We start from the raw sequence: 20,601 nt of genomic DNA, 5'->3' as shown, positions 1-20,601 counted from the left end.
GCGCATAATCCTTTCCGAAAATCGATCTCGATTTTCGGGGTTATGCGCTAAACTGCTTCCCAGCCATCCTTCTCGCTGGCCCGGTAGATCGCGTCGATCACCTTCTGGTTCAGCTTCGAATTTTCGAGCGTGACGATCTCTTCCTTGCCGTTCGTCACCGCCCGGGCGAAGGCCTCGACCTCCCGCCTGTACTGGCGGCTGTCCTGGAAGCGGAAGATGCGCGATTCGGTGTGGCTGCGGTTGGCAAGCTCGATCTCCTCGGGCCCCCAGCGATTGGCGTTGAACGGCGACTTGACCTCGATGTAGCCGTCGGTGCCGTGGAAGACCATGATCTGGCGGTTGGCCATCTGCGTCGAGATATAGAAGCTCAGATCGAAATCGCCGAAATCGGCCTTGACGCTTGAATAGATATCCGTGCCGAAATCCGCATCGCGCTCGGTGACCGCCTGGATCCTGAGCGGCTCCTTGCCGGTGGAAAAACGCGTGCCCATGACGGGATAGACGCCGATATCGGGCAGGCCGCCGCCGCCGAGCTCGGGAACGTTGCGCATATTGGCGGGGTCGCGGTTGAAATAGGTGAAGGCGCCCTGCACATGGCGGAGCGAACCGATCGCGCCCTCGGCGATCAGCGCGCGGACCTTCTGCCAGACCGGGGAATAGGTGATCATATAGGCTTCGGTGACCACCACCCGATTACGGTCGCGCGCGGCGATCACTTCGTCGATATCATCGGCTTTCAGCGCTATGGGCTTTTCGCAGAGCACGTGCTTGCCGGCATCGGCGGCTTTGATCGACCATTCGATATGCTGCGAGGTCGGCAGCGGGATGTAGACGGCATCGATGACGTCGGAAGCCAGCATCTCCTCGTAGGAGCCGAAGGCATGCGGCACGGAGAAGCGGTCCGCCACCTCCCTTGCGCGCGTGAGATCACGGCTCGCAATCGCCGTAACGACGCAATTCTCCGCATCCTGGATCGCGGGAATGACATTGTCGCGGCCGATCCTCGCCGTTGAAATGATACCGAAACGCAGCATGATCCAAGCCTCCCAGAACTGATTTCGGCGAACCATATGCAGGCCTTCGCTGCGGCGCAATGGCGAGACCTCAAATCACGGAAGTTTGCCTTTCCTCACGCGCCGATCGCGCTAAGTTTGGGCGAGGGCGGCGTTCCGCCGTATCCGCGATTTCAATCACATCACCTTACTGGAGAGCGTCATGGAAATGCGCCGGCTTGGAAAAACAGGTCTTTCGGTCGCGCCGATCGTCATCGGCGGCAATGTGTTCGGCTGGACGGCCGACGAGAAAACATCCTTTGCCATTCTCGACGCCTTCTTCGATGCGGGCCTGAACACGATCGATACGGCCGATGTCTATTCCGCATGGGTTCCGGGCAACAAGGGCGGCGATTCCGAGGAAATCATCGGGCGCTGGCTGAGGCAGGCAAGGGTTTCCCGCGACAAGGCCGTCATCGTCACCAAGGTCGGCTCCGACATGGGACAGGGAAAGACGCTGAAGGAGACCTATATCCTGAAGGCGGTCGAGGATTCGCTGCGCCGGCTGCAGACGGACTATATCGACCTCTATCTCTCGCATTGGCCGGATGCCGATACGCCGCATGAGGAAACGCTCGGCGCCTATGCCAAGCTGAAGCAGCAGGGCAAGATCCGCGCCATCGGCTGCTCGAATTATGATGCAAAGTTGTTCCAGGCGTCCTTCGACGCGGCCGAAAAGGCCGGCCTGCCGCGTTACGACGTCCTGCAGCCGGAATATAATCTCTATGAGCGCGCAAGCTTCGAAGGGCCACTCGCCGAGCTCTGCATCGCCCAGGATATCGGCGTCATCACCTATTTCAGCCTCGCCGCCGGCTTTCTCACCGGTAAATACCGCAGCAAGGCCGATACGGAAGGCCGCGCACGCGAGGGCCGGGTTTCGAAATATCTCGACGACAAGGGCCTGCGCATCCTGGCCGCGCTCGACAAGGTTTCGACCGAGACCGCCGCCAGCCCGGCGGAAATTTCGCTCGCCTGGCTGCTGCGCAAGAAGGGCGTGACGGCACCGATCGCCAGCGCCACCAGCCTTTCGCAGCTTGAAAGCCTGGTGAAATCGGCGACACTGGCGCTTTCCGATGATGCGATGGCGCTGCTCGACGAAGCCGGCGGCTGAAGAAAGGGAGAGCCCATGACCGCGACCATACGCGATGCCCGCCCCGAGGACGAAGCCCGTTGGCGCGAGCTCTGGGCGGCCTATCTCGCCTTTTACGACGTCACGGTCGATGCCGATATCACCGATCAGACATGGCGCCGGGTCTTCGATCCGGCGTCGGCAATTTCGATGCGCGTCGCCGAGGTCGATGGCAGGATGATGGGCTTTGCACTCTATCTCACGCATGAGGGCACGTGGATCCGCGGCAGAGACTGCTATCTCGAAGACCTGTTCGTCGATGCCGATGCGCGCGGCAAGGGCCTTGGGCGGGCGCTGATCGACGATCTCATCGCCACCTCGAAAGCCAAGGGCTGGTCGCGGCTCTACTGGCATACGAGCGAGCAGAACAAGACGGCGCGGGCACTCTACGACAGCTATGTCGAAAGCGACGGCCACATCCGCTACCGCATCAGTTTCTGAGCGGGGCATCAGTTTCTGAGCGGGGGAAAACCTTCGTAGACAGCGGCGTGATCGCCTTCCCAATTGGCCATGCCCGGTTTGGTGAGGATGCCGCGTGGCCTGACATAACTCTGGATCACCCGCTTCGGGCGTTCGTGCCACTGGATATTGAAGGCCCAGAGCTTCGGGAAGAAGCAGAGCGAGGCATAAGGCAGGTGGTCGTGAATCCACCAGGCGAGCCGCTGCCAGTCGCTTTCATCGCGGTAGCGGTCGAGCATCCATGGCACGACAATGCAGACCGCAGCACCCATGCAGCCGTCAAAATCCCTCATATCCCAGATGTGATGCGCTGATGTGGCGGCATTGGTCGAGCAGTTCAGATTGTTCTCGTTGCCAAACCTGTTCACCCCCGGCGAGCGATAGCCGGAGCGGATATGCAGGCGCCCGAACGTCGCCTGCAGCGGCTCCAGCAATTCCTCGCAGAGCCTCTTGCCTGCCTCGATCGCCAGATCGGGATCCTCGGGGATGTTGGGGATGCGGTAGAAATCGGCGATTTCGGAGTGCAGGAAATCGCGAAGGAAGAAGTTTTGCGACAGCCTTACGCGGCCAAGATCTTCCAGCCCCTTCATCGAACCCGGCTTTCGCATGACGTTATCTTCCTCCCATACCGATGGCCGGAATCATCGCCTGGAGCCCTTTTCCAGTCCACCCGAAATCGATCGGGAACAATTAGCGCGATCCTCGCTTCTTAATGTGTCGCCGCATTCGCGGTTTTTCCCAAAACAAGGATCGAGAAAATGGCCAAGGAAAAGACGTTGGAAGATCTATTCCACGACACACTCAAGGACATCTACTTTGCCGAACGGCAGATTTTGCGCGCCCTGCCAAAGATGGCGCGCGCCGCACAATCCACCGAACTGAAGGCGGGCTTCGAAAAACACCGTGAGGAAACCGAAGCTCAGGTCGAGCGGCTGCAGCAGGTTTTCGAACTGATCGGCAAACGCGCACAGGGCAAAACCTGCGAGGCGATCCAGGGCATTCTGGCCGAGGGCGAAGAAATCATGGAGGAATTCAAGGGCACATCGGCCCTCGATGCCGGTCTGATCTCGGCTGCCCAGGCCGTCGAACATTATGAAATCGCCCGCTACGGCACGCTGAAGACCTGGGCCGCAACGCTCGGCCTCAAGGATGCCGTCCGCCTGCTCGACCAGACGCTGCAGGAAGAAACGGCCACCGACAAGACCCTCTCCCAGCTCGCCACGACAGCAGCAAACCAGAAGGCGAAAGCTGCCTGATGACATGATGCCAACGGGCGGCTGTCCCAATATTTATCGGCCGCCCGAATCCTTCTCGGCAAGCTTGAAGAAATCGATGAAGGCGCGCAGTGCCGGGCGCATCTGCCGCCGGGTGGGATAGTAGATAAACGGGCCGGGATAGGGCGCGCACCAATCCTCCAGCACCCGCACCAGACTGCCGGCCGCCAGCTCGGCGTGCACCCGCATGTCGAAGAGATAGGCAAGACCGGCGCCGTTCAGCGCTGCCAGCAAGGCGAGACGATCCTCGCTGACGATCAGCGGCCCGTCGACCGAAACGACCAGTTCCTGCCCATCCTTCTCGAATTCCCAGCGATAGATCGAGCCATTGGTGAAGCGCCGCTTGATGCAGCGGTGACGGACGAGATCGCGCGGGTGCTCCGGTTTCGGATAGCGCTCGAAATAATCGGGCGAAGCGGCAATCACCGTCGTCAGATGGGGAGAGATCCTGACCGCGATCATATCGGCCTCCAGGCTCTCCTCCAGCCGGATGCCGGCATCGAAACCCTCCTTGACGATATCGGTGAAGCCGTCCTCGTTGGCGATCTCCAAAGTGATATCGGGATAGAGGTTGAGGAAGTCGCCGAGGCGAGGGGCAAGCAGGATATCGGAGGCGAAACGCGGCGCAGTGATGCGCAGATTTCCGGCGGGCTTGCCGCGCGTGTCGCGGACGGCCTCCAAGGCAATGCCGATCTCTTCGAGCGCCGGCCGCAGTCTTTCGAGCAGCAGGCGACCCTCCTCGGTCGGCGCGACGCTGCGGGTGGTGCGCGCCAGAAGCCTGACACCCAGACTTTCCTCGAGGCTGGAGATCGCATGGCTGACGGCCGAGGGCGCGACGAGGAGTTCCTTCGCCGCAGCTCGGAAGCTGCGATGTTCCGAGACGGCGGCAAGAACGGCGAGTTGCGAGAGCTGTGTTCTGTTCATTGATCGAAATGATAGAACAGCCTGTTAGAAACTGCATGTATTTTCTGATTGATGCGCCAGGAATATGGTCTGCCCGTACCGCAAGCGATCAAGCGGTTCACAATCAGCTCAAAAGGAGCGCATCATGAAAACCCGGAAACTCGGAAACGACCTGACGGTCTCTGCCGTCGGCCTTGGCTGCATGGGCATGAGCTTTGCCTATGGCGCCAGCGACGATGCGGAATCGATCAGGACGCTGCATCGCGCCATCGATCTCGGCGTCACCTTCTTCGACACCGCCGAGGTCTACGGCCCCTTTACCAACGAGGTTCTTCTCGGCAAAGCGTTGAAGCCGTTCCGCGACCGCGTGGTGATCGCCACCAAATTCGGCTTCAAGATCGATGCCAGCAAGCCGGGCACCGCCGCCATCACCGGCGTCGACAGCCGCCCCGAGCATGTGCGTGATGTCGCCGAGGCCTCGCTGAAACGCCTCGGCATCGAGACCATCGACCTCCTCTACCAGCACCGGGTCGACCCCAACGTGCCGATCGAGGAGACCGTCGGCGCCATGGCGGAACTGGTCAGGGAAGGCAAGGTCCGCGCCCTCGGGCTTTCGGAAGCCGGCAGTGCCACCATCCGCCGCGCCCATGCGGTCCATCCGATCGCAGCCCTCCAGAGCGAATATTCGCTCTGGACCCGCGATCCCGAAGAGGAGGTGCTTGCGACATGCCGCGAACTCGGCATCGGCTTCGTGCCCTACAGCCCGCTTGGCCGCGGCTTCCTGACCGGGGCGATCCGCAAGGCGGAGGATCTCGACGCCGACGATTTCCGCCGCCAGGTGCCGCGCTTCCAGGCGGAAAATTTCGACGCCAATGCCGCCCTCGTCGCAACACTCGAGCGGCTTGCCGGCGAAAAGGGCGTGACGGCGGCGCAACTGGCGCTGGCCTGGGTGTTGAGCCGGGGCGACGACATCGTGCCGATCCCCGGCGCCCGCAAGCTTCACCATCTCGAACAGAACGCCGCGGCCGCCGATATCGTGCTCAGCCCGGCGGAACTTGCGCGGCTTGAAGAGATCATCCCGGCCGGGCAGGTTGCCGGCAAACGTTATTCGGACGCCTCGCTTGCGATGACGAACCTGTGAGCGGGCAAGCCCGGCCTGATGCAACCGGCCGGGCTTGTCTTCGGGACTGGCGAAACTATCTAACGCCATCTCGGAGAACGGGATGAAAACATGTCGGACAGGCAGGCAGTCGAACAGACGGTTCATCTCTATGTCGAAGGCATGGCCTTCGCCAATGAGGCAGCCTTGAAAAAGGCCTTTCATCCGCAAAGCGCGATCATCGGTCATTATGAGAATGCCGTCGAATGGCTGACGCGGGACGAGTTCATCGCTGCGATCCTGGCGGAGGAGCCGGCGCCGCCCGGCACGCAGCCCTACATGGATATCCAGAGCGTCGATGTCGAAGGCGATGCGGCAAGCGTCAAGGTGACCGACGATTTCGCCGGAATGCGCTTTACCGACTATCTCTCGCTGCTGAAGATCGACGGCCGCTGGATGATCGTCAGCAAACTCTTCCATCTGCATCTGTGAAAAGACCGGCCGCTATCGCGACCGGTCCATTGTCTTTTGTCGAAGGCTGTAAAGCTCAGCTTCTGAGCACGCCGCCGGTGAATTTCGTGACGCTGGCGACGATCTTCTGCGTCAGCGCCTCGAAATCCTCATCCGTCAGCGTGCGCTCGACCGGCTGGATCTGAACCTCGATCGCCACCGACTTCTTGCCGTCGCCGACCGATGCGCCCTCGAAAATGTCGAAGACATTGACGCCGGTCACCAGCTTGCGGTCGGCGCCGGTGGCCGCCTTGACGATGGCGCCGGCTTCAACAGTCTTGTCGACGACGAAGGCGAAGTCGCGCCGCACCACCTGGAAGGGCGACAGTTCGAGCGCCGGCTTGGTGCGCGTCGCCTTGCGCTTGGCGTCCGGCATGGCGTCGACATAGACTTCGAAGCCGCAGAGCGCGCCGGAGACATCGAGCGCTTCCAGCGTCAGCGGATGGAATTCGCCGAAATAGCCGAGCACGACCTTCGGCCCCATCTTGATCGTGCCGGAGCGGCCCGGATGATACCATTCCGGCCCGCCCTGCTCGATCTGGATATTGCCCATCGGCAGGCCGCAGGCTTCGATGACGGCGAGCGCGTCGGCCTTGGCGTCGAAGACGTCGACCGGCTTGCCGCCGCCCTTGGCGGCGTTCGACCAGGCGCGGCCTGCGCCGGCAAGCGAGGCCGTGCCGCGGCGGATGCCGCCGGCCACCCGGCGCTGGCCGTCCGGCCTGTCGTTCTCATACGTGCCGGAGACCTCGAACAGGGCGACGTCGGCATAACCCTTGTCGGCATTGCGCTGGGCAGCGGTCAAGAGGCCCGGCAGCAGCGAGGGACGCATATCCGACATTTCGGCAGCGATCGGGTTGGCAAGCTTGAGGGCAGGCGAACCGCCGCCGAACAGCTTGGCCTGGTCTTCCGGAATGAAGGACCAGGTGACGGCTTCGAGCATGCCGCGCGCCGCCAGCGCCCGCTTGGCGAGGCGAGTGCGGATCTGCAGCGTCGTCAGGATCTTGCCGTTGACGGCCGCATGGCCTTCGAGCGGCGCCGGCTTGATATTGTCGACGCCGTGAATGCGCATGACCTCCTCAACGAGATCGGCCTTGCCGTCGACATCGGGACGCCAGGACGGAACGGCGACTCGGACAGACGAAGAGCCGATATCGCTATTCCCAAGAACCTTGAAACCAAGGCGGGTGAGGATCGTGTCGCTTTCCTCATTCGAAACGTCGAGGCCCGTCAGGCGCTTGACCTCGGAATAGGGGAAATCGACGATCTTCGGCTGGTAACCCTCGTAACCGACGACCTCGGCCTTGGCAGCCGTGCCGCCGCACAGCTCCAGCACCAATTCCGTCGTGCGTTCGAGACCGGGGACCATATATTCCGGATCGACGCCGCGTTCGAAGCGGTAGCGGGCATCGGTGATGATGCCGAGGCTGCGGCCTGATTTGGCGATGTTCATCGGGTCCCAGAGGGCGGATTCGATCAGCACGTCGACGGTGTTTTCGTCGCAGCCGGAATGTTCACCACCCATGATGCCGCCGATCGATTCGATGCCATCGTCATCGGAGATGACGACGTTGTTCGGCGAGAGCTTGTATTCGCGCTGGTCGAGCGCCAGCACCGTCTCGCCGTCGGCAGCGCGGCGGACGGTCAGGTTGCCGTTGATCTTGGCGGCATCGAAGACGTGGATCGGCCGGCCCTGATCGAAGGTCATGTAATTGGTGACATCAACAAGCGCGTTGATCGGCCGCAGCCCGATGGCAATCAGCCGCTGCTGCATCCAGCGCGGGCTGGGGCCATTCCTGACGCCGCGCACCAGGCGCAGCGCAAAGCCCGGGCAAAGCTTGGGATCGTCGAGATCGAGCGTCAGCTTCACCGGCGTCTCGCCTTCGACGGCGAAGGACGGTGCGGGCCGCGTCTTCAACGTGCCGAGGCCGGAAGCGGCAAGATCGCGGGCGATGCCGTGGATCGAGGTGCAATCCGGCCGGTTGGGCGTCAGGTTGATCTCGATGACCGGATCGTCGAGATGGGCATAAGCCGCATAGCTCTGACCGACCGGCGCATCCTCGGGCAGATCGATGATGCCATCGTGACTGTCGGAAATCTGCAGTTCCTTTTCGGAGCACATCATGCCACGGCTTTCGACGCCGCGGATATTGCCGACGGCGAGCGTCACATCGATGCCGGGAACATAGGTTCCGGGTGCTGCGAAGGCGCCGAGGAGACCGGCGCGCGCATTCGGCGCGCCGCAGACGACCTGCACCGGCGCGCCGGAACCGGTGTCGACCATTAGCACCTTCAGGCGATCGGCCTGCGGATGTTTTTCCGCCGAGACAACTCTGGCGATGACGAAGGGCTTGAACGCCGCCTTGTCGTCGACATCCTCGACCTCCAGCCCGATTTCGGTGAGGCGCGTGCAGATTTCATCGAGGCCGGCATCCGTTTCCAGATGCTCTTTCAGCCAGGAGAGCGTGAATTTCATCGTCCCAATTCTCCGTTCAAGCGCTGAGGCCGCCGAACAGCGTCGGCATGTCGAGCGGGCGGAAGCCGTAATGCGTCATCCAGCGGACGTCGGCGTTGAAGAAGTCGCGCAGGTCGGGCATGCCGTATTTCAGCATGGCGATGCGATCGAGGCCCATGCCCCAGGCAAAACCCTGATATTCGTCCGGATCGAGGCCGCCGTAACGCAGCACGTTCGGGTGAACCATGCCGCAGCCGAGGATCTCCATCCAGTCGGTGCCTTCGCCGAATTTGACGATCGGGCCGGAACGGTCGCACTGGATATCCACCTCAAAGGATGGCTCGGTGAACGGGAAGAAGGACGGGCGGAAACGCATCGTCACGCTGTCGACCTCGAAGAAGGTCTTGCAGAATTCCTCGAGCACCCAGCGGATATTGGCGACATTGGCCTTCTTGTCGATGACCAGGCCTTCGACCTGATGGAACATCGGCGAATGCGTGGCATCGCTGTCCTGGCGATAGGTCTTGCCAGGAATGATGATGCGGATCGGCGGCTTCTGCGTCTCCATGGTGCGCACCTGCACCGGCGAGGTATGGGTGCGCAGCACCTTGCGCTCGCCATTCTCATCCGGGTTGAAGAAGAAGGTGTCGTGCATCTCGCGGGCCGGATGGCCTTCGGGAAAATTCAGCGCGGTGAAATTGTAATAATCGGTCTCGATGTCGGGACCTTCGGCGATCGAGAAGCCCATGTCGGCGAAAATCGCGGTGATCTCGTCGACGATCTGGCTGATCGGATGGATGCGGCCGCGTTCGGCCGGCGAAGAGCGCACCGGCAGGCTGACGTCGACCGTCTCGGCCTTCAGCCGGGCATTGATCGCCGCTTGCTTGAGCGTTGTCTTACGGGCGGCGAGCGCCTCGGTCACCGCATTCTTCAGAACGTTGATCGCCGCGCCCTTGGTCTGGCGCTCTTCCGGCGTCATGGCGCCGAGCGTCTTCAGGAGTTCGGAGATCGAGCCCTTCTTGCCGAGGGCGGAAACGCGCACGGCTTCGAGCGCCGTCTCGTCATTGGCGGCGGCGATTTCGGCGAGCAGCGATGCGTTGAGCTGGTCGATATCTGACATTGTCACTTCTTTCCGTCCAGTATCAGGCGGGCGATCGGGAGGCAGGCGGCGCCGGCCGGCGCCAGGAATATAAAGAAAGAAAAACCCGCGCTAGCCCAAACCAGCGCGGGTTCCCAAAATCAAAAATTCAAAGCTTGGGAAGCGCTGGTTACTTGACCGCGCCTTCAAACTCGTTCGCCGTGCCGGCTTCCTTGAGATACTCAAGAGCCTTCTTGGCAGCGTTGACCAACGCGCCGAATGCTTCCGGCTCGTGGATCGCCATGTCGGAGAGAACCTTGCGGTCGACTTCGATGCCAGCCTTGTTCAGGCCGTCGATGAAGCGGCCGTAGGTCAGGCCGAATTCGCGCACAGCGGCGTTGATACGCTGGATCCAAAGCGCACGGAAGTTGCGCTTGTTGACCTTGCGGTCGCGGTAGGCGTACTGCTTCGAACGGTCGACAGCGGCCTTGGCGGTACGGATGGTGTTCTTGCGGCGGCCGTAAAAGCCCTTTGCGGCCTTCAGAACCTTCTTGTGCTTGGCGTGAGAGGTGACGCCTCTTTTTACACGTGCCATATCATGATCTCCTTAAATCTAGCGTTCGCGGACGAGTCTCAGAGACCGTTCGGCAGGTAATTCTTGATAACCTTGCGGCCATCCGGTTCTGCGAGAACCATGGTGCCACGTGCATCGCGAATGAACTTGTTGGTACGCTTGATCATGCCATGGCGCTTGCCGGCAGCGGCAGCCTTAACCTTGCCGGTTGCGGTGATCTTGAACCGCTTTTTGGCAGAGGACTTCGTCTTCATCTTGGGCATTTTGCTACTCCTTCTGTCCTCCCTGCGCGCTTTATCAAAAAAGCCCTTCTCGCGAAGTCCGGTTCTCCGGCCGTCGCAACAAGGTGCGGGAGCGTTTGTTGTTGATCCGCGGCATCGGCGACGAACCGTTCCGCAAGCATTCGAAACTGCCACGGCATGCCCTGCCGGTCAGTTCGGACGCGCGCTTATAACCGCAGCGTCCTGAAAGTGCAACGGGGCCGCGGAGGAATCTTCGCAACCTCCGAAAACACCCTTCTTGAAGCAATAAGGGCAGAAAGCGCAAAAGCCGCCCTTGCGGACGGCCTTGGGCGAAAAAGTGCCTGGCGCTTACTTCGGCGCCAGCACCATCATCATCTGACGGCCTTCGAGCTTGGGCTCGGCTTCGACCTTGGCGAACTCGATCGTATCGGCCTTGACCTGCTGCAGAAGCTTCATGCCGAGTTCCTGGTGGGCCATTTCACGGCCGCGGAACTTCAGCGTCACCTTGACCTTGTCGCCTTCATCGAAGAAGCGACCCATCGCCTTCATCTTCACCTCATAATCATGGGTGTCGATGTTCGGGCGCATCTTGATTTCTTTGACTTCGACGATCTTCTGCTTCTTGCGCGCCTCGGCAGCCTTCTTCTGGTTGGCATATTTCAGCTTGCCCAGATCGAGGATCTTGCACACCGGCGGTTCGGCATTGGGGGAAATTTCGACGAGATCGAGGCCGGCTTCTTCCGCCATCTTCAAGGCCTGGTCGGTAGGCACGACGCCCATATTCTGTCCGTCAGCCGCGATCAGCTGAACTTTGGGAATGCGGATTTCACGGTTCGAGCGCGGTCCGTCCTTCACGGGCGCGTCGGTTTTAAAAGGTCTGCGAATGGTCGTATTCTCCTCGCGTTGTTTCGGAACGTTGCAGCATCGCGCTCCCAATCAGGGTGCACAAACGTGTCGCGTCATCGCTGCAACGGAGTCAATATCATCCTTTAGCGGAAAAATCACCCGCTGTCAGCCTGCCAAGAATCTGTTTTATAGGCCAAAACAATAGGAGTTTCGCCGATGTCCGATCAGATGCCCGATGCCCAACCGCAGTTCTTGACGGTCGGCGAGGGCGAAGCAGCGCGTGAGATCGCCATGATCGCCCGCCCGGCGCAGGCCGGCAATGGCGCGCCGACGCTCGTCTGGCTGTCCGGCTACCGGTCCGACATGAGCGGCACCAAGGCGGTGGAACTCGACGGGCTGGCGGCGCAACTGGGCGTCGCCTGCATCCGCCTCGACTATTCAGGCCACGGACTTTCCGGCGGCAGCTTCGGCGACGGCACGATCTCGCGCTGGCTGGAGGAGGCGCTTGCCGTCATCCACCATATCGCCCCCGATCGGGTGATCCTCGTCGGCTCCTCGATGGGCGGCTGGATCGCGCTCAGGCTGGCGCAGGAGCTTGCGCGGCAAGGCGGCCCAAAGCTTGCAGGCATGGTGCTGATCGCACCCGCACCCGATTTCACCTCCGAGCTGATCGAACCGAACCTCAAGGCCAAGGAGCGCAAGTCGCTAGCCGAGCGCGGTTATTTCGAAGAGCGTTCGCCATACAGCCCGGAACCGAATATCTATACCAGGGCGCTGATCGAGGACGGCCGCGCAAACCGGGTGCTCGACGGCATCATCGAGACAGGCTGCCCGGTGCACATCCTCCAGGGCATGAAGGACCCCGACGTGCCGCATGCACATGCGATGAAACTGGTCGAACACCTTCCCGCCGACGACGTGGTGCTGACCTTCATCCGCGACGGCGACCACCGCCTGTCGCGCCCCGGCGATATCGCGCTTCTCTTGAGCGCCGTCAAAGGCATCATCCGTTCATCAACAAATAGGCAGATGCCCGCCTGAAGGGCATCGGCGTATAAATTCGCCTGATGCAGGTTCCCAACCCGTTGCATTTTAACCATGTCGGCGGGTCGCAAGGTCCTCCCAATAAGTAACGATTGACTCTTTCCGGCCCTCTCCATTAACACTTTGTTAATAAATAAGGGGCGATGCAAGGAAAGAGCGGGCGTGCGGATCAAGGGTGTCTTTGTGGCCATGATGGCCGTATTTGCGATGGCAACGGCCGCCATACCGGCCCCAAGCAGAAATGCTTCAATGGTAACGGGCAATGCCACTTCACAGCCCATCGGGCACTATGATTTCTGTCAGATCCACCGCAATGAATGCGGCGCAAACCGCAACGCCGGCCCGGTTGAAATGACCCCGGCAAAGTGGTCGCTGGTGCGTTCGGTCAACGCCACGGTCAACCGCACGATCACGCCGATGTCCGACAAGGAAATCTACGGCAAGGACGAAGTCTGGGCCTATCCGACCACCGCCGGCGACTGCGAGGATTTCGCGCTGCTGAAGCGTCGCATGCTGATTCAGCGCGGCTTTTCGGCCGCCGACCTGCTGATGACCGTCGTGCGCAAGCCGGATGGTGAGGGCCATGCCGTGCTGACGCTGCGCACCGCCGAGGGCGATTTCGTGCTCGACAACCTCGCCTCCGACGTCAAGCCGTGGTTCGGCACGCCCTATTCCTTCGTCAAGCGCCAGTCGAGCTACAATTCCGGTCGCTGGGTCACCATCGAGAACGGCCGCGACGTTCTGGTCGGCGCGCTGCGCTAAGGGTCAACAGAGAATATGGAAAGGCCGGCGGTTTGCCGGCCTTTTTCGTTTTGTTGGTTTGGGATGCCACACCGTCTCCCGGCCCTTCGCTTTGGGCTCAGGGCGTTCGTCGCTGCGATCGATTCGCTGAATCGATTGCTCGGCTTCGCTGACCGCAACTCACCCGTTGCCAATCAATATCCCCGCGCCGAGCACTAAACCGCCGCCGAGCACCACCTGGAAGGCGGCGCGCAGGAAGGGGGTTTCCATGTAGCGGTTCTGGATGAAGGCGATGGCCCAGAGTTCGAAGAAGACGATGATGGCGGCGGTGATCGTCGCCGTCCAGAAATGCGGGATCAGATAGGGCAGCGCGTGGCCGAGGCCGCCGAGCGCGGTCATGATGCCACAGGCAAGGCCGCGTTTGACCGGCGAGCCTCTGCCGGAAATCTTGCCGTCGTCATGGGCGGCTTCGGTGAAGCCCATCGAGATACCGGCGCCGACGGAGGCCGACAGGCCGACGAGAAAGGTCTGCCAGGTATCCTGCGTGGCGAAGGCGGCGGCGAAGATCGGCGCCAGCGTCGAGACCGAACCATCCATCAACCCGGCAAGACCCGGCTGCACATAGGTCAGCACGAATTGCCGATGCACCGCCTCGTCCTCGCCGCGCTTGACGTCTTCAGGCGTATGTTTGTCGCCCAGCATGCGGGCGATATCTTCATGCCCCTGTTCGGCAAGGGCGAGATCGCCGAGAAGCTCACGCGTCGAGGCGTCCGAGGTCCGCTTTGCCGCCTCGACATAGAAACGATAGGCCTGCTCCTCCATCGCCTCGGATTCCTGCCGCATCGCGTCCAGCGAAAGATTTGCCCTCAGCCAGTCGGGCTTGCGCTCGTAGAAGCCCTGCACATGTTCGCGCCGGATCAGCGGAATGCGCTCGCCGAAACGCTGGCGATGGATTTCGATCAGCGACTTGCGATGCGTATCCTCGACCTCGGCCATATCCTCGAAGACTTTGGCCGAAGCCGGAAATTCGCGACGCAACCTGTCGGCATAGGCGAGATAGATACGGGCATCGTCTTCCTCGGAGGCAATCCCGAGGGCAAGGATCTCCTGCTCGGACAGTGATTCGAAAGATCGTTTCGAGGATCTGAAAAACCGCGCCAGCATGACTTTCTCCAAAATTTAGAATTATTCTAAATCTAAAGAAGCAGGCGATGACGGTCAAGGGCAGGGGGAAGAATGCTGACAGATTGCCGCAAGCGGGCACGGACGACTTTGGCTCGTTGCGATAAACACCTATATGAGGGCTGCCGCATCACGCGGCGCCGGGGTTTTCGAATGGACAATGACATTCAGGGCCGCCCCGCCCATATCGCGGCGATCCGCGAAAGGGCGGAGGCCGAAATGCGGGAAATGGGCGTCGACGAGGCCTTCATCGACAGGCTGGTCGAGACTTTCTACGCCCGCGTGCTGGCGCATCCCGATCTCGGCCCGGTGTTCGACGCCAGGCTATCCGGCCGCTGGCCGCAGCATATGGCGAAGATGAAGAGCTTCTGGTCGGCTGTCGCCTTCCGCAGCGGCGCCTATGGCGGCAAGCCGGTGCAGGCGCATACAGGTGTTGCAAACCTGACGCCGGAGCTCTTTCCGAAATGGCTGTCGCTGTTTGCCGCAACGCTGGACGACATCGCCCCATCGCCGGAGGCCAAGGCCTGGTTCATGGCGACGGCGGAGCGGATCGCCAAGAGCCTGACGCTTTCGCTGTTCTACAATCCGGCGCTCGACGATCCCAAGCGCACACCCGGCTGATCTATATTCTAAATCTTTATGCTAAGTTTTCGCCGCCGAGGCAGTGGCGCCGGCGCTGGCCGCCACCACGAGCGCGGTGCCCAGCATCTGCAGCGCGGTCATCGGCTGGGCCAGGATCAGAAAGCCGGCAAGCGCGCCGAGCGCCGGTTCGAGGCTCATCAGGATGCCGAAGGAGGCCGACGGCATGCGCCGCAGCGCCACCATCTCCAGCGCATAGGGCAGGAGCGGTACGAGGATGGCGAGGCCGAGAACCTCCACCAGCCCCTTCAAGGTGAAGGCGCCGCCTGTCTCGGCAAGGCCGAAGGGGGTTGCGACGAGGCCGGCAACGATCAGCGACATCGACAGGCCTTCCAGCCCCTTGAAGGCAGCCCCGACCTTCTTCGTCAGCAGGATATAGACCGCCCATCCCACAGCCGAGCCGAGAGCGAAGAGGACGCCAGGGAGATTGCCGACCCAGCCTTCGCCGTCATGGGCGAGGAAGAGGATGCCGGCCGCAGCAATCAACGGCCAGAGCAGGCGCCAGGTCAGGCCGTAGCCGAAGACGGCGACCGAGAGCGGCCCGAGGAAATCGATGGCGATCGCCAGGCCGAGCGGCAGCCGCTGGATCGCCGCGAAGAAACACAGCGTCATTGCGGCGGTCGTCGTGCCGAGCAGCAGGGTCGCCCGCCACTGGGCGCCGCTATAACGCAGGAGCGAAGGCCTGACGACAACGGCCAGGATGATCGCCGCGAAAGCAAGCCGCAGCCAGGTGGCGCCGGCAACGCCATAGGTCGCAATGGCCGGGGACGACAGCGCCGCGCCGAACTGGATCGAAGACATCGACATCAGGCACATCGCGACACCGGCCGCCAGGCCGCCCGAAGACGACGCCATACCCGGCTGCGGCATCAAAGCTGCGCCATCCGTCCCGGTCTCGATAGTCTTGATGTCCATGTGGCCCCCGATCCTGGCGCGGTTCTAACCCGAAGACGGGGGAGAACCAAATTCAAACTTTTCATGCCGGGATCAAGAGCGCTGATGCTGGGGAATGCCAGGATCGACAGGTGATGCGGTAGATCGAGTTCACGCTTTAACCAGGCGATCGCCGATGGTGATGCAATATCACCGGCGGCCAGCAAGGATGACTTCTTCGGCGTCTTCGAAGCTCATGTCGAAGACCCTCCTGCCGATGTCGAAGCTGAAGCCGTTGCGGGCGAAGGCTGAAAGCTCTTTAGCCTTTCGCTTGTCGTCGAGCTCGACCCGGCGGAAAGGGCCGAAGGCGCGTTTGCGGGCAAATATCGCGGCCGCATAGAGATCGTCGGCCTGCTCAAGTGCTGCCTCGACCTTGTCGCTGGAGACGCCCTTGACGGCAAGTTTCTGGGCGATCGCGCGTTTTGATTTGCCGCCGCGCACGGCAGAGCGGGTGCTGATCTCCGCATAGGCGCTATCGTCGAGCACCTTGTTGTCATAGGCAAATTTGACGGCGAAATCGGCAACGGCTTTCACTTGCGCCGCGCTGATATCTTCGAATTTCTCCTTCGCCTTGCGGGTGATGGCGTCAAACAGCTGCTTTTCCGTCATCATCCGCCGCTCCAGGCGATAGATGGCGGAATTGCGCGCCCAGCTCAGCATGCGGGGTGTCGGGATGTCGGAGGGAACTGTCTCATCGGTCATCGGCAGTGATCAGGCTTCCAGACCCTTGAGGACGTTGGCGACGTTGATGCCGATTTCCGGCACGCCGTAACCGCCCTCCATGCAGGCCAGCACCGGCAGGCCGGCGGCTGATATCATCGCGCCCATGCGGGTGAAATCATCGGAAGTCAGGCTGAAAAAGGAGATCGGATCGCGCTCGAAGGTATCGACCCCAAGCGCCACGACGATCGCCTCGGCGCCGAAGTCTTTGATCCGCGCCAGCGCATCGTTTAGCGCCGAAGACCAGACATCAAAGGGCGTGCCCGGTGGCATTGGATAGTTGCGGTTGGCACCAACGCCCTCCCCCTCGCCTTCCTCGTCGGCATGGCCGAGGAAATAGGGAAAGGCGTGCATGGGATCGCCATGCAGAGAGGCGGTGAAGACATCGCCTCTGTGATAGAAGAGATCCTGGGTGCCGTTGCCATGATGGAAATCGACATCCAGCACCGCAACCTTCGCCGCACCATGATCGCGCAGCCGCTGTGCGGCGACGCCCGCATTGTTGATGAAGCAGTAGCCGCCGAAGAGATCGATGCCGGCATGGTGGCCGGGTGGGCGGCAGAGCGAAAAGGCGAAACGATTGCCCTCGGCCAGCCAGTCGGCGCCGGTGACGGCACAGCGCATGGAGGCGATCGCCGCCTCGTAGGACCCCTTGGTGATCGAGGTGTCGGCGGCATTGGCATAATGGCCGATCGCGCCAACGATATTGTCGGGCACGCGCTGGCTGGTGCGGCGAACGGGAAAGGAATTGGCGATCGCCTCGCCGGTGAAGCCGGCGGCCACCCAGCGATCCCAGACGCTGGCGAGAAAATCCAGATAGGCGGGATCATGCACCTTCAGGGCCGTTTCCAGCCCGTGCGCATCGGGCGCCACCACGTCGGTAAAGCCCGCCTCCTTGACCGCCGCCAGGATCCATTCGGCACGGAACGGCGCCTCGAAGGGCGTCACCAGTTGGCCGGCATGCAGTTCCGTTTTGGCATCGCGCAGCTTGTGGTCTTCGGAATAGATGACGCGCATTTCAGATCCTGCCCCTTGATTGACAATCGAGACTTACACGGCTCGGCCGCGACAAAAAAGCGGAACGGCGCTCTTGATCGTCAAGCTATATGACGCCACCTTCGCCGGTGTTTTGAGAACGAGGAAATTTTCCGCATGAAAGTGCTGATGGTCGATGTCGACGGCGTGCTCATTCATGGTCGACCGACCGACGGGCTGCCGCACTTCACCTATCTGGAGCGCGATCTCGGCCTGCGTGTCGACCTGCTGCAACAGGAATTCTTTCAGACCCACTGGCGTGAGATCATTGTCGGCCGCGCGGCGCTGGAACCCAGGCTCGCCGGCGTGCTCGCAAAGATCGCGCCGCATCTCAGCGCCGAAACGCTGATCGACTACTGGTTCGAAAACGATTCCCGCCTCGACCGCAATCTGCTGGAAGAGCTCGCTATCCTCCGGCAAAGCGGCATCACCCTTTTCCTGGCGACCAACCAGGAGCATAGGCGGGCGCGCTACCTGATGGAGCAGGCCGGCCTGGACGCGCATTTCGACGACATCATCTATTCCGCAGCACTCGGGCACAGCAAGCCTTCGCCCGATTTCTTCCGGCTGGCGACCGAACGCGCCGGCGTGGCGCCCGGCGACATCGCCTTCATCGACGATATGGCCGAAAATATCGAAGCGGCGCGGCAGTTCGGCTGGAATGCTGCGCAATGGACGGCGGGCGCGACGCTTGGCGGCGCGCTTCCCGTCTTCGCCAGGCCGGCCTGAGCGAGGCCGGGGCAATCAGGCAAGCCGCTTGTAGAACAGGGTGGTGGCGCAGAAGCCGCCTTCCGGCCACAGCGCATAATCGGGAATGACGCCGACACGCTGCCAGCCCAGGCGCGGATAGATCGCCTCGGCATCGCTGCCGGTTGCCGTATCGAGCACGAGCAGGGTCTTGCCACGCTTGGCCGCCTCGCGCTCGGCGGCATCCATCAGCAGCCGGGCGAGGCCCTTGCCGCGGGCGGAACGATGCACCAGCAGCTTCTTCAGATCACCGCGATGCGGCTGGTTCGGCATCTGCGCGGCCCCCACCTGCACGGTCCCGACGATCCTGCCGTCGAGTTCAGCGACCAGCAACAGGTTGCCGCCGGAGGCGACGGCATCGGCGACATCGCGCCAATAGGGCTCGGCATCTTCAGGCCCATAGGGCTGCATGAAGCCGACGGAGGCGCCGCCTGCGACGCAATCGGCCAGCACCTGCGACAGCGCCGGCACGGCGGCTCGGGCCTCGTCGGCGGAAAGGGTACGAATGTCGGGCATGCTGCTCTCCTGAATAGATGCTGTTATCGGCCGCCGCGATCGAGCACGACGCAATAACGCGCCGGCGCGTTGCCGGGATTGTGGAAGATGTGACCCTCGCCGACCGGCATGAAGAGGCAATCGCCCGGCCGCAGCCGGTAGACCGTTTCACCCGCCGTCATTTCCAGCTCGCCATCGAACAGCCAGATATGCTGCGTCATGCCGTGGGAGGCGGCATGCGGGGGGAAGCTGACACGCGCGCCAGCGGGGAATTCGACCTCGACGATATCGACATCGGAGGCAGTGCCGGAGATCGAGCGCCTAATATAACCGGTCTCCGGGTCGCGCCAGACCTGCTGCTCCTGCCGGCGAACAAGCGGCGAGGCCTGCTGTCCCTCCTCCGCGAAGAAGGCCGACAGCGACAGGCCGAGCGCCGCACAGATCCTTGCCAGCAGCGAGGCGGTCGGGCTCGCCTCCGCCCGCTCGATGCGCGAGATCATCGCGCGGCTGACCCCGGAGGCCGCGGCAAGATCATCCAGCGTCAGACCTTTTTTGACCCGCAGCGTGCGGATGCGGATGCCGATCGCCTGTTCGAGTTCCGGTTCCATCTCTCAATCCATGATTCTACTATAAGAGAAATACATTATCCGATGATGGAATCAAGTCTCCTCGCGCGGCGAAACCCGCCTTGCTTTCACCACGGCAGCGTCGATATATGACGGCGCAATCGAGGTAGGAGGCAATGATGGACGCCAGCACGCAGAGCACGGACCTGACGGGAAGCTTCACAGCTGCCGCCTGGGACAGGATCGCCCCTGTTATGGCTGAAATCGAGGCCTTGCCGCTGCTGCTGCGCCTTTCGGACGGCACGCTGCCGCCGGAGGTCTTCCGGCACTATATCCTTCAGGATGCGCTCTACCTGAAGCATTATGCGCGATGCCTCGCCATCGTTGCGGCCAAGGCGCCCGACAATGCGCAGGTGCTGCGCTTCCTCGGTTCGGCGCAGAAGGCCATCACCGTCGAGCAGGGCCTGCATGCCGGCTTCCTCACCCAGTTCGGCATCACGTCGGCGGATGTTTCAGCCGCAGAACCCTCGCCTGCGGGCTTTGCCTATACCAACTTCCTGCTTGCCACCGCCTATCACAGTTCCTACGCGGTTGCGCTTTCCTCCATCCTCCCCTGCTTCTGGATCTACTGGCACGTTGGCGAAGCGATCAAGAACCGGCCTGCTATCGAGGGCAATGCCTTCCAGGCCTGGATCAACACCTATGGCGATCCGCAATTTGCCGCCGGCGCCCGTGAAGTGATCGCGCTGACCGACATCGCCGCCCGCGCCGCATCGCCGGTGGAGCGTGCCCAGATGACCGATGTCTTCGTGCGGGCCTCGCAATATGAATGGATGTTCTGGGATTCGGCCTGGCGGCTGGAGACGTGGCCGGTCTGACGC

General features: G+C 61.9%; 24 protein-coding genes. 10 read left to right on the top strand and 14 right to left on the bottom strand.

Going from position 1 to position 20,601, the window contains the following annotated elements; all coding sequences use genetic code 11:
- Positions 1-47 precede the first annotated feature (47 nt).
- A complete protein-coding gene (locus ACMUVN_RS23335; protein WP_414815490.1) occupies positions 48-1,034 on the bottom strand; it encodes a Gfo/Idh/MocA family protein in 987 nt (328 codons plus the stop codon).
- Positions 1,035-1,215: 181 nt separating this feature from the next.
- Here ACMUVN_RS23335 and ACMUVN_RS23330 point away from each other — a divergent pair, with 181 nt between their 5' ends.
- Complete coding sequence (locus ACMUVN_RS23330) at positions 1,216-2,163, top strand: aldo/keto reductase (protein WP_048338482.1); 948 nt, start codon at positions 1,216-1,218, stop codon at positions 2,161-2,163.
- Positions 2,164-2,178: 15 nt separating this feature from the next.
- Complete coding sequence (locus ACMUVN_RS23325; protein WP_048338481.1) at positions 2,179-2,622, top strand: GNAT family N-acetyltransferase; 444 nt, start codon at positions 2,179-2,181, stop codon at positions 2,620-2,622.
- Positions 2,623-2,630: 8 nt separating this feature from the next.
- Here ACMUVN_RS23325 and ACMUVN_RS23320 read toward each other — a convergent pair whose 3' ends face one another.
- The gene (locus ACMUVN_RS23320) at positions 2,631-3,248 is read right to left on the bottom strand and encodes a hypothetical protein (protein WP_048338480.1); all 618 of its coding nucleotides are present in this window, start codon (positions 3,246-3,248) and stop codon (positions 2,631-2,633) included.
- 150 nt (positions 3,249-3,398) lie between these two features.
- Between ACMUVN_RS23320 and ACMUVN_RS23315 the strand changes: the two genes are divergently transcribed.
- Positions 3,399-3,896 (top strand): ferritin-like domain-containing protein, encoded by a 498-nt coding sequence (locus ACMUVN_RS23315; RefSeq protein WP_028757863.1) that lies wholly within the window; start codon positions 3,399-3,401, stop codon positions 3,894-3,896.
- 33 nt (positions 3,897-3,929) lie between these two features.
- Here the strand turns inward: ACMUVN_RS23315 and ACMUVN_RS23310 are convergent, their stop codons facing one another.
- The gene (locus ACMUVN_RS23310) at positions 3,930-4,838 is read right to left on the bottom strand and encodes a LysR family transcriptional regulator (protein WP_047617531.1); all 909 of its coding nucleotides are present in this window, start codon (positions 4,836-4,838) and stop codon (positions 3,930-3,932) included.
- A 124-nt stretch (positions 4,839-4,962) separates the two neighbouring features.
- Here ACMUVN_RS23310 and ACMUVN_RS23305 point away from each other — a divergent pair, with 124 nt between their 5' ends.
- On the top strand, positions 4,963-5,958 hold the full coding sequence (locus tag ACMUVN_RS23305) for an aldo/keto reductase (RefSeq protein WP_047617530.1): 996 nt from the start codon (positions 4,963-4,965) through the stop codon (positions 5,956-5,958).
- A 90-nt stretch (positions 5,959-6,048) separates the two neighbouring features.
- Positions 6,049-6,408 (top strand): nuclear transport factor 2 family protein, encoded by a 360-nt coding sequence (locus ACMUVN_RS23300; protein WP_028757866.1) that lies wholly within the window; start codon positions 6,049-6,051, stop codon positions 6,406-6,408.
- Positions 6,409-6,463: 55 nt separating this feature from the next.
- On the opposite strand, the gene pheT is transcribed toward ACMUVN_RS23300, so the two are convergent.
- The 5 genes from pheT to infC all read right to left on the bottom strand — a co-directional run bounded on the left by pheT (position 6,464) and on the right by infC (position 11,657).
- The gene (pheT, locus tag ACMUVN_RS23295; RefSeq protein ID WP_414815489.1) at positions 6,464-8,899 is read right to left on the bottom strand and encodes a phenylalanine--tRNA ligase subunit beta; all 2,436 of its coding nucleotides are present in this window, start codon (positions 8,897-8,899) and stop codon (positions 6,464-6,466) included.
- 16 nt (positions 8,900-8,915) lie between these two features.
- A complete protein-coding gene (gene pheS / locus ACMUVN_RS23290; protein WP_028757868.1) occupies positions 8,916-9,998 on the bottom strand; it encodes a phenylalanine--tRNA ligase subunit alpha in 1,083 nt (360 codons plus the stop codon).
- Between the two features lie 148 nt (positions 9,999-10,146).
- Positions 10,147-10,551, bottom strand: coding sequence for a 50S ribosomal protein L20 (gene rplT, locus ACMUVN_RS23285; protein ID WP_027682113.1), 405 nt, complete (start codon positions 10,549-10,551; stop codon positions 10,147-10,149).
- 38 nt (positions 10,552-10,589) lie between these two features.
- The gene (rpmI, locus tag ACMUVN_RS23280) at positions 10,590-10,793 is read right to left on the bottom strand and encodes a 50S ribosomal protein L35 (protein ID WP_003570998.1); all 204 of its coding nucleotides are present in this window, start codon (positions 10,791-10,793) and stop codon (positions 10,590-10,592) included.
- 327 nt (positions 10,794-11,120) lie between these two features.
- Entirely contained in the window at positions 11,121-11,657 is a 537-nt protein-coding gene (infC, locus tag ACMUVN_RS23275) for a translation initiation factor IF-3 (RefSeq protein ID WP_080759946.1), read from the bottom strand.
- A 177-nt stretch (positions 11,658-11,834) separates the two neighbouring features.
- On the opposite strand from infC, the gene ACMUVN_RS23270 reads away from it, so the two are divergent.
- Positions 11,835-12,659, top strand: a complete 825-nt coding sequence (locus ACMUVN_RS23270) for an alpha/beta hydrolase (protein ID WP_063474844.1) — start codon at positions 11,835-11,837, stop codon at positions 12,657-12,659.
- 165 nt (positions 12,660-12,824) lie between these two features.
- The gene (locus ACMUVN_RS23265; RefSeq protein ID WP_414815488.1) at positions 12,825-13,424 is read left to right on the top strand and encodes a transglutaminase-like cysteine peptidase; all 600 of its coding nucleotides are present in this window, start codon (positions 12,825-12,827) and stop codon (positions 13,422-13,424) included.
- Positions 13,425-13,583: 159 nt separating this feature from the next.
- Here the strand turns inward: ACMUVN_RS23265 and mbfA are convergent, their stop codons facing one another.
- On the bottom strand, positions 13,584-14,567 hold the full coding sequence (mbfA, locus tag ACMUVN_RS23260) for an iron exporter MbfA (protein WP_414815487.1): 984 nt from the start codon (positions 14,565-14,567) through the stop codon (positions 13,584-13,586).
- 171 nt (positions 14,568-14,738) lie between these two features.
- On the opposite strand from mbfA, the gene ACMUVN_RS23255 reads away from it, so the two are divergent.
- Positions 14,739-15,206 (top strand): group III truncated hemoglobin, encoded by a 468-nt coding sequence (locus ACMUVN_RS23255; RefSeq protein WP_414815486.1) that lies wholly within the window; start codon positions 14,739-14,741, stop codon positions 15,204-15,206.
- A 21-nt stretch (positions 15,207-15,227) separates the two neighbouring features.
- On the opposite strand, the gene ACMUVN_RS23250 is transcribed toward ACMUVN_RS23255, so the two are convergent.
- The 3 genes from ACMUVN_RS23250 to ACMUVN_RS23240 form a co-directional block, all read right to left on the bottom strand.
- On the bottom strand, positions 15,228-16,139 hold the full coding sequence (locus ACMUVN_RS23250; protein WP_414815485.1) for an EamA family transporter: 912 nt from the start codon (positions 16,137-16,139) through the stop codon (positions 15,228-15,230).
- A 168-nt stretch (positions 16,140-16,307) separates the two neighbouring features.
- Positions 16,308-16,859, bottom strand: coding sequence for a recombination regulator RecX (recX, locus tag ACMUVN_RS23245; RefSeq protein ID WP_047617521.1), 552 nt, complete (start codon positions 16,857-16,859; stop codon positions 16,308-16,310).
- A 9-nt stretch (positions 16,860-16,868) separates the two neighbouring features.
- On the bottom strand, positions 16,869-17,894 hold the full coding sequence (locus ACMUVN_RS23240) for a histone deacetylase family protein (RefSeq protein ID WP_097594986.1): 1,026 nt from the start codon (positions 17,892-17,894) through the stop codon (positions 16,869-16,871).
- A 135-nt stretch (positions 17,895-18,029) separates the two neighbouring features.
- On the opposite strand from ACMUVN_RS23240, the gene ACMUVN_RS23235 reads away from it, so the two are divergent.
- Positions 18,030-18,641: an HAD family hydrolase gene (locus tag ACMUVN_RS23235; RefSeq protein ID WP_414815484.1), complete on the top strand. Its 612-nt coding sequence runs from the start codon at positions 18,030-18,032 to the stop codon at positions 18,639-18,641.
- Positions 18,642-18,656: 15 nt separating this feature from the next.
- Here ACMUVN_RS23235 and ACMUVN_RS23230 read toward each other — a convergent pair whose 3' ends face one another.
- Together ACMUVN_RS23230 and ACMUVN_RS23225 are read right to left on the bottom strand one after the other, a co-directional pair.
- Positions 18,657-19,175: a GNAT family N-acetyltransferase gene (locus tag ACMUVN_RS23230; RefSeq protein WP_028757878.1), complete on the bottom strand. Its 519-nt coding sequence runs from the start codon at positions 19,173-19,175 to the stop codon at positions 18,657-18,659.
- Positions 19,176-19,198: 23 nt separating this feature from the next.
- Entirely contained in the window at positions 19,199-19,762 is a 564-nt protein-coding gene (locus tag ACMUVN_RS23225) for a helix-turn-helix domain-containing protein (protein ID WP_414815483.1), read from the bottom strand.
- Between the two features lie 137 nt (positions 19,763-19,899).
- Here ACMUVN_RS23225 and tenA point away from each other — a divergent pair, with 137 nt between their 5' ends.
- On the top strand, positions 19,900-20,598 hold the full coding sequence (gene tenA, locus ACMUVN_RS23220; protein WP_132573827.1) for a thiaminase II: 699 nt from the start codon (positions 19,900-19,902) through the stop codon (positions 20,596-20,598).
- Positions 20,599-20,601: the final 3 nt, after the last annotated feature.

It is taken from the genome of Rhizobium sp. IY2 (genome assembly GCF_047532935.1).
Lineage (GTDB): Bacteria > Pseudomonadota > Alphaproteobacteria > Rhizobiales > Rhizobiaceae > Rhizobium > Rhizobium anhuiense.
The sequence above is the reverse complement of the archived record's forward strand: the minus strand, read 5'-3'. Positions and strand labels throughout refer to the sequence as shown.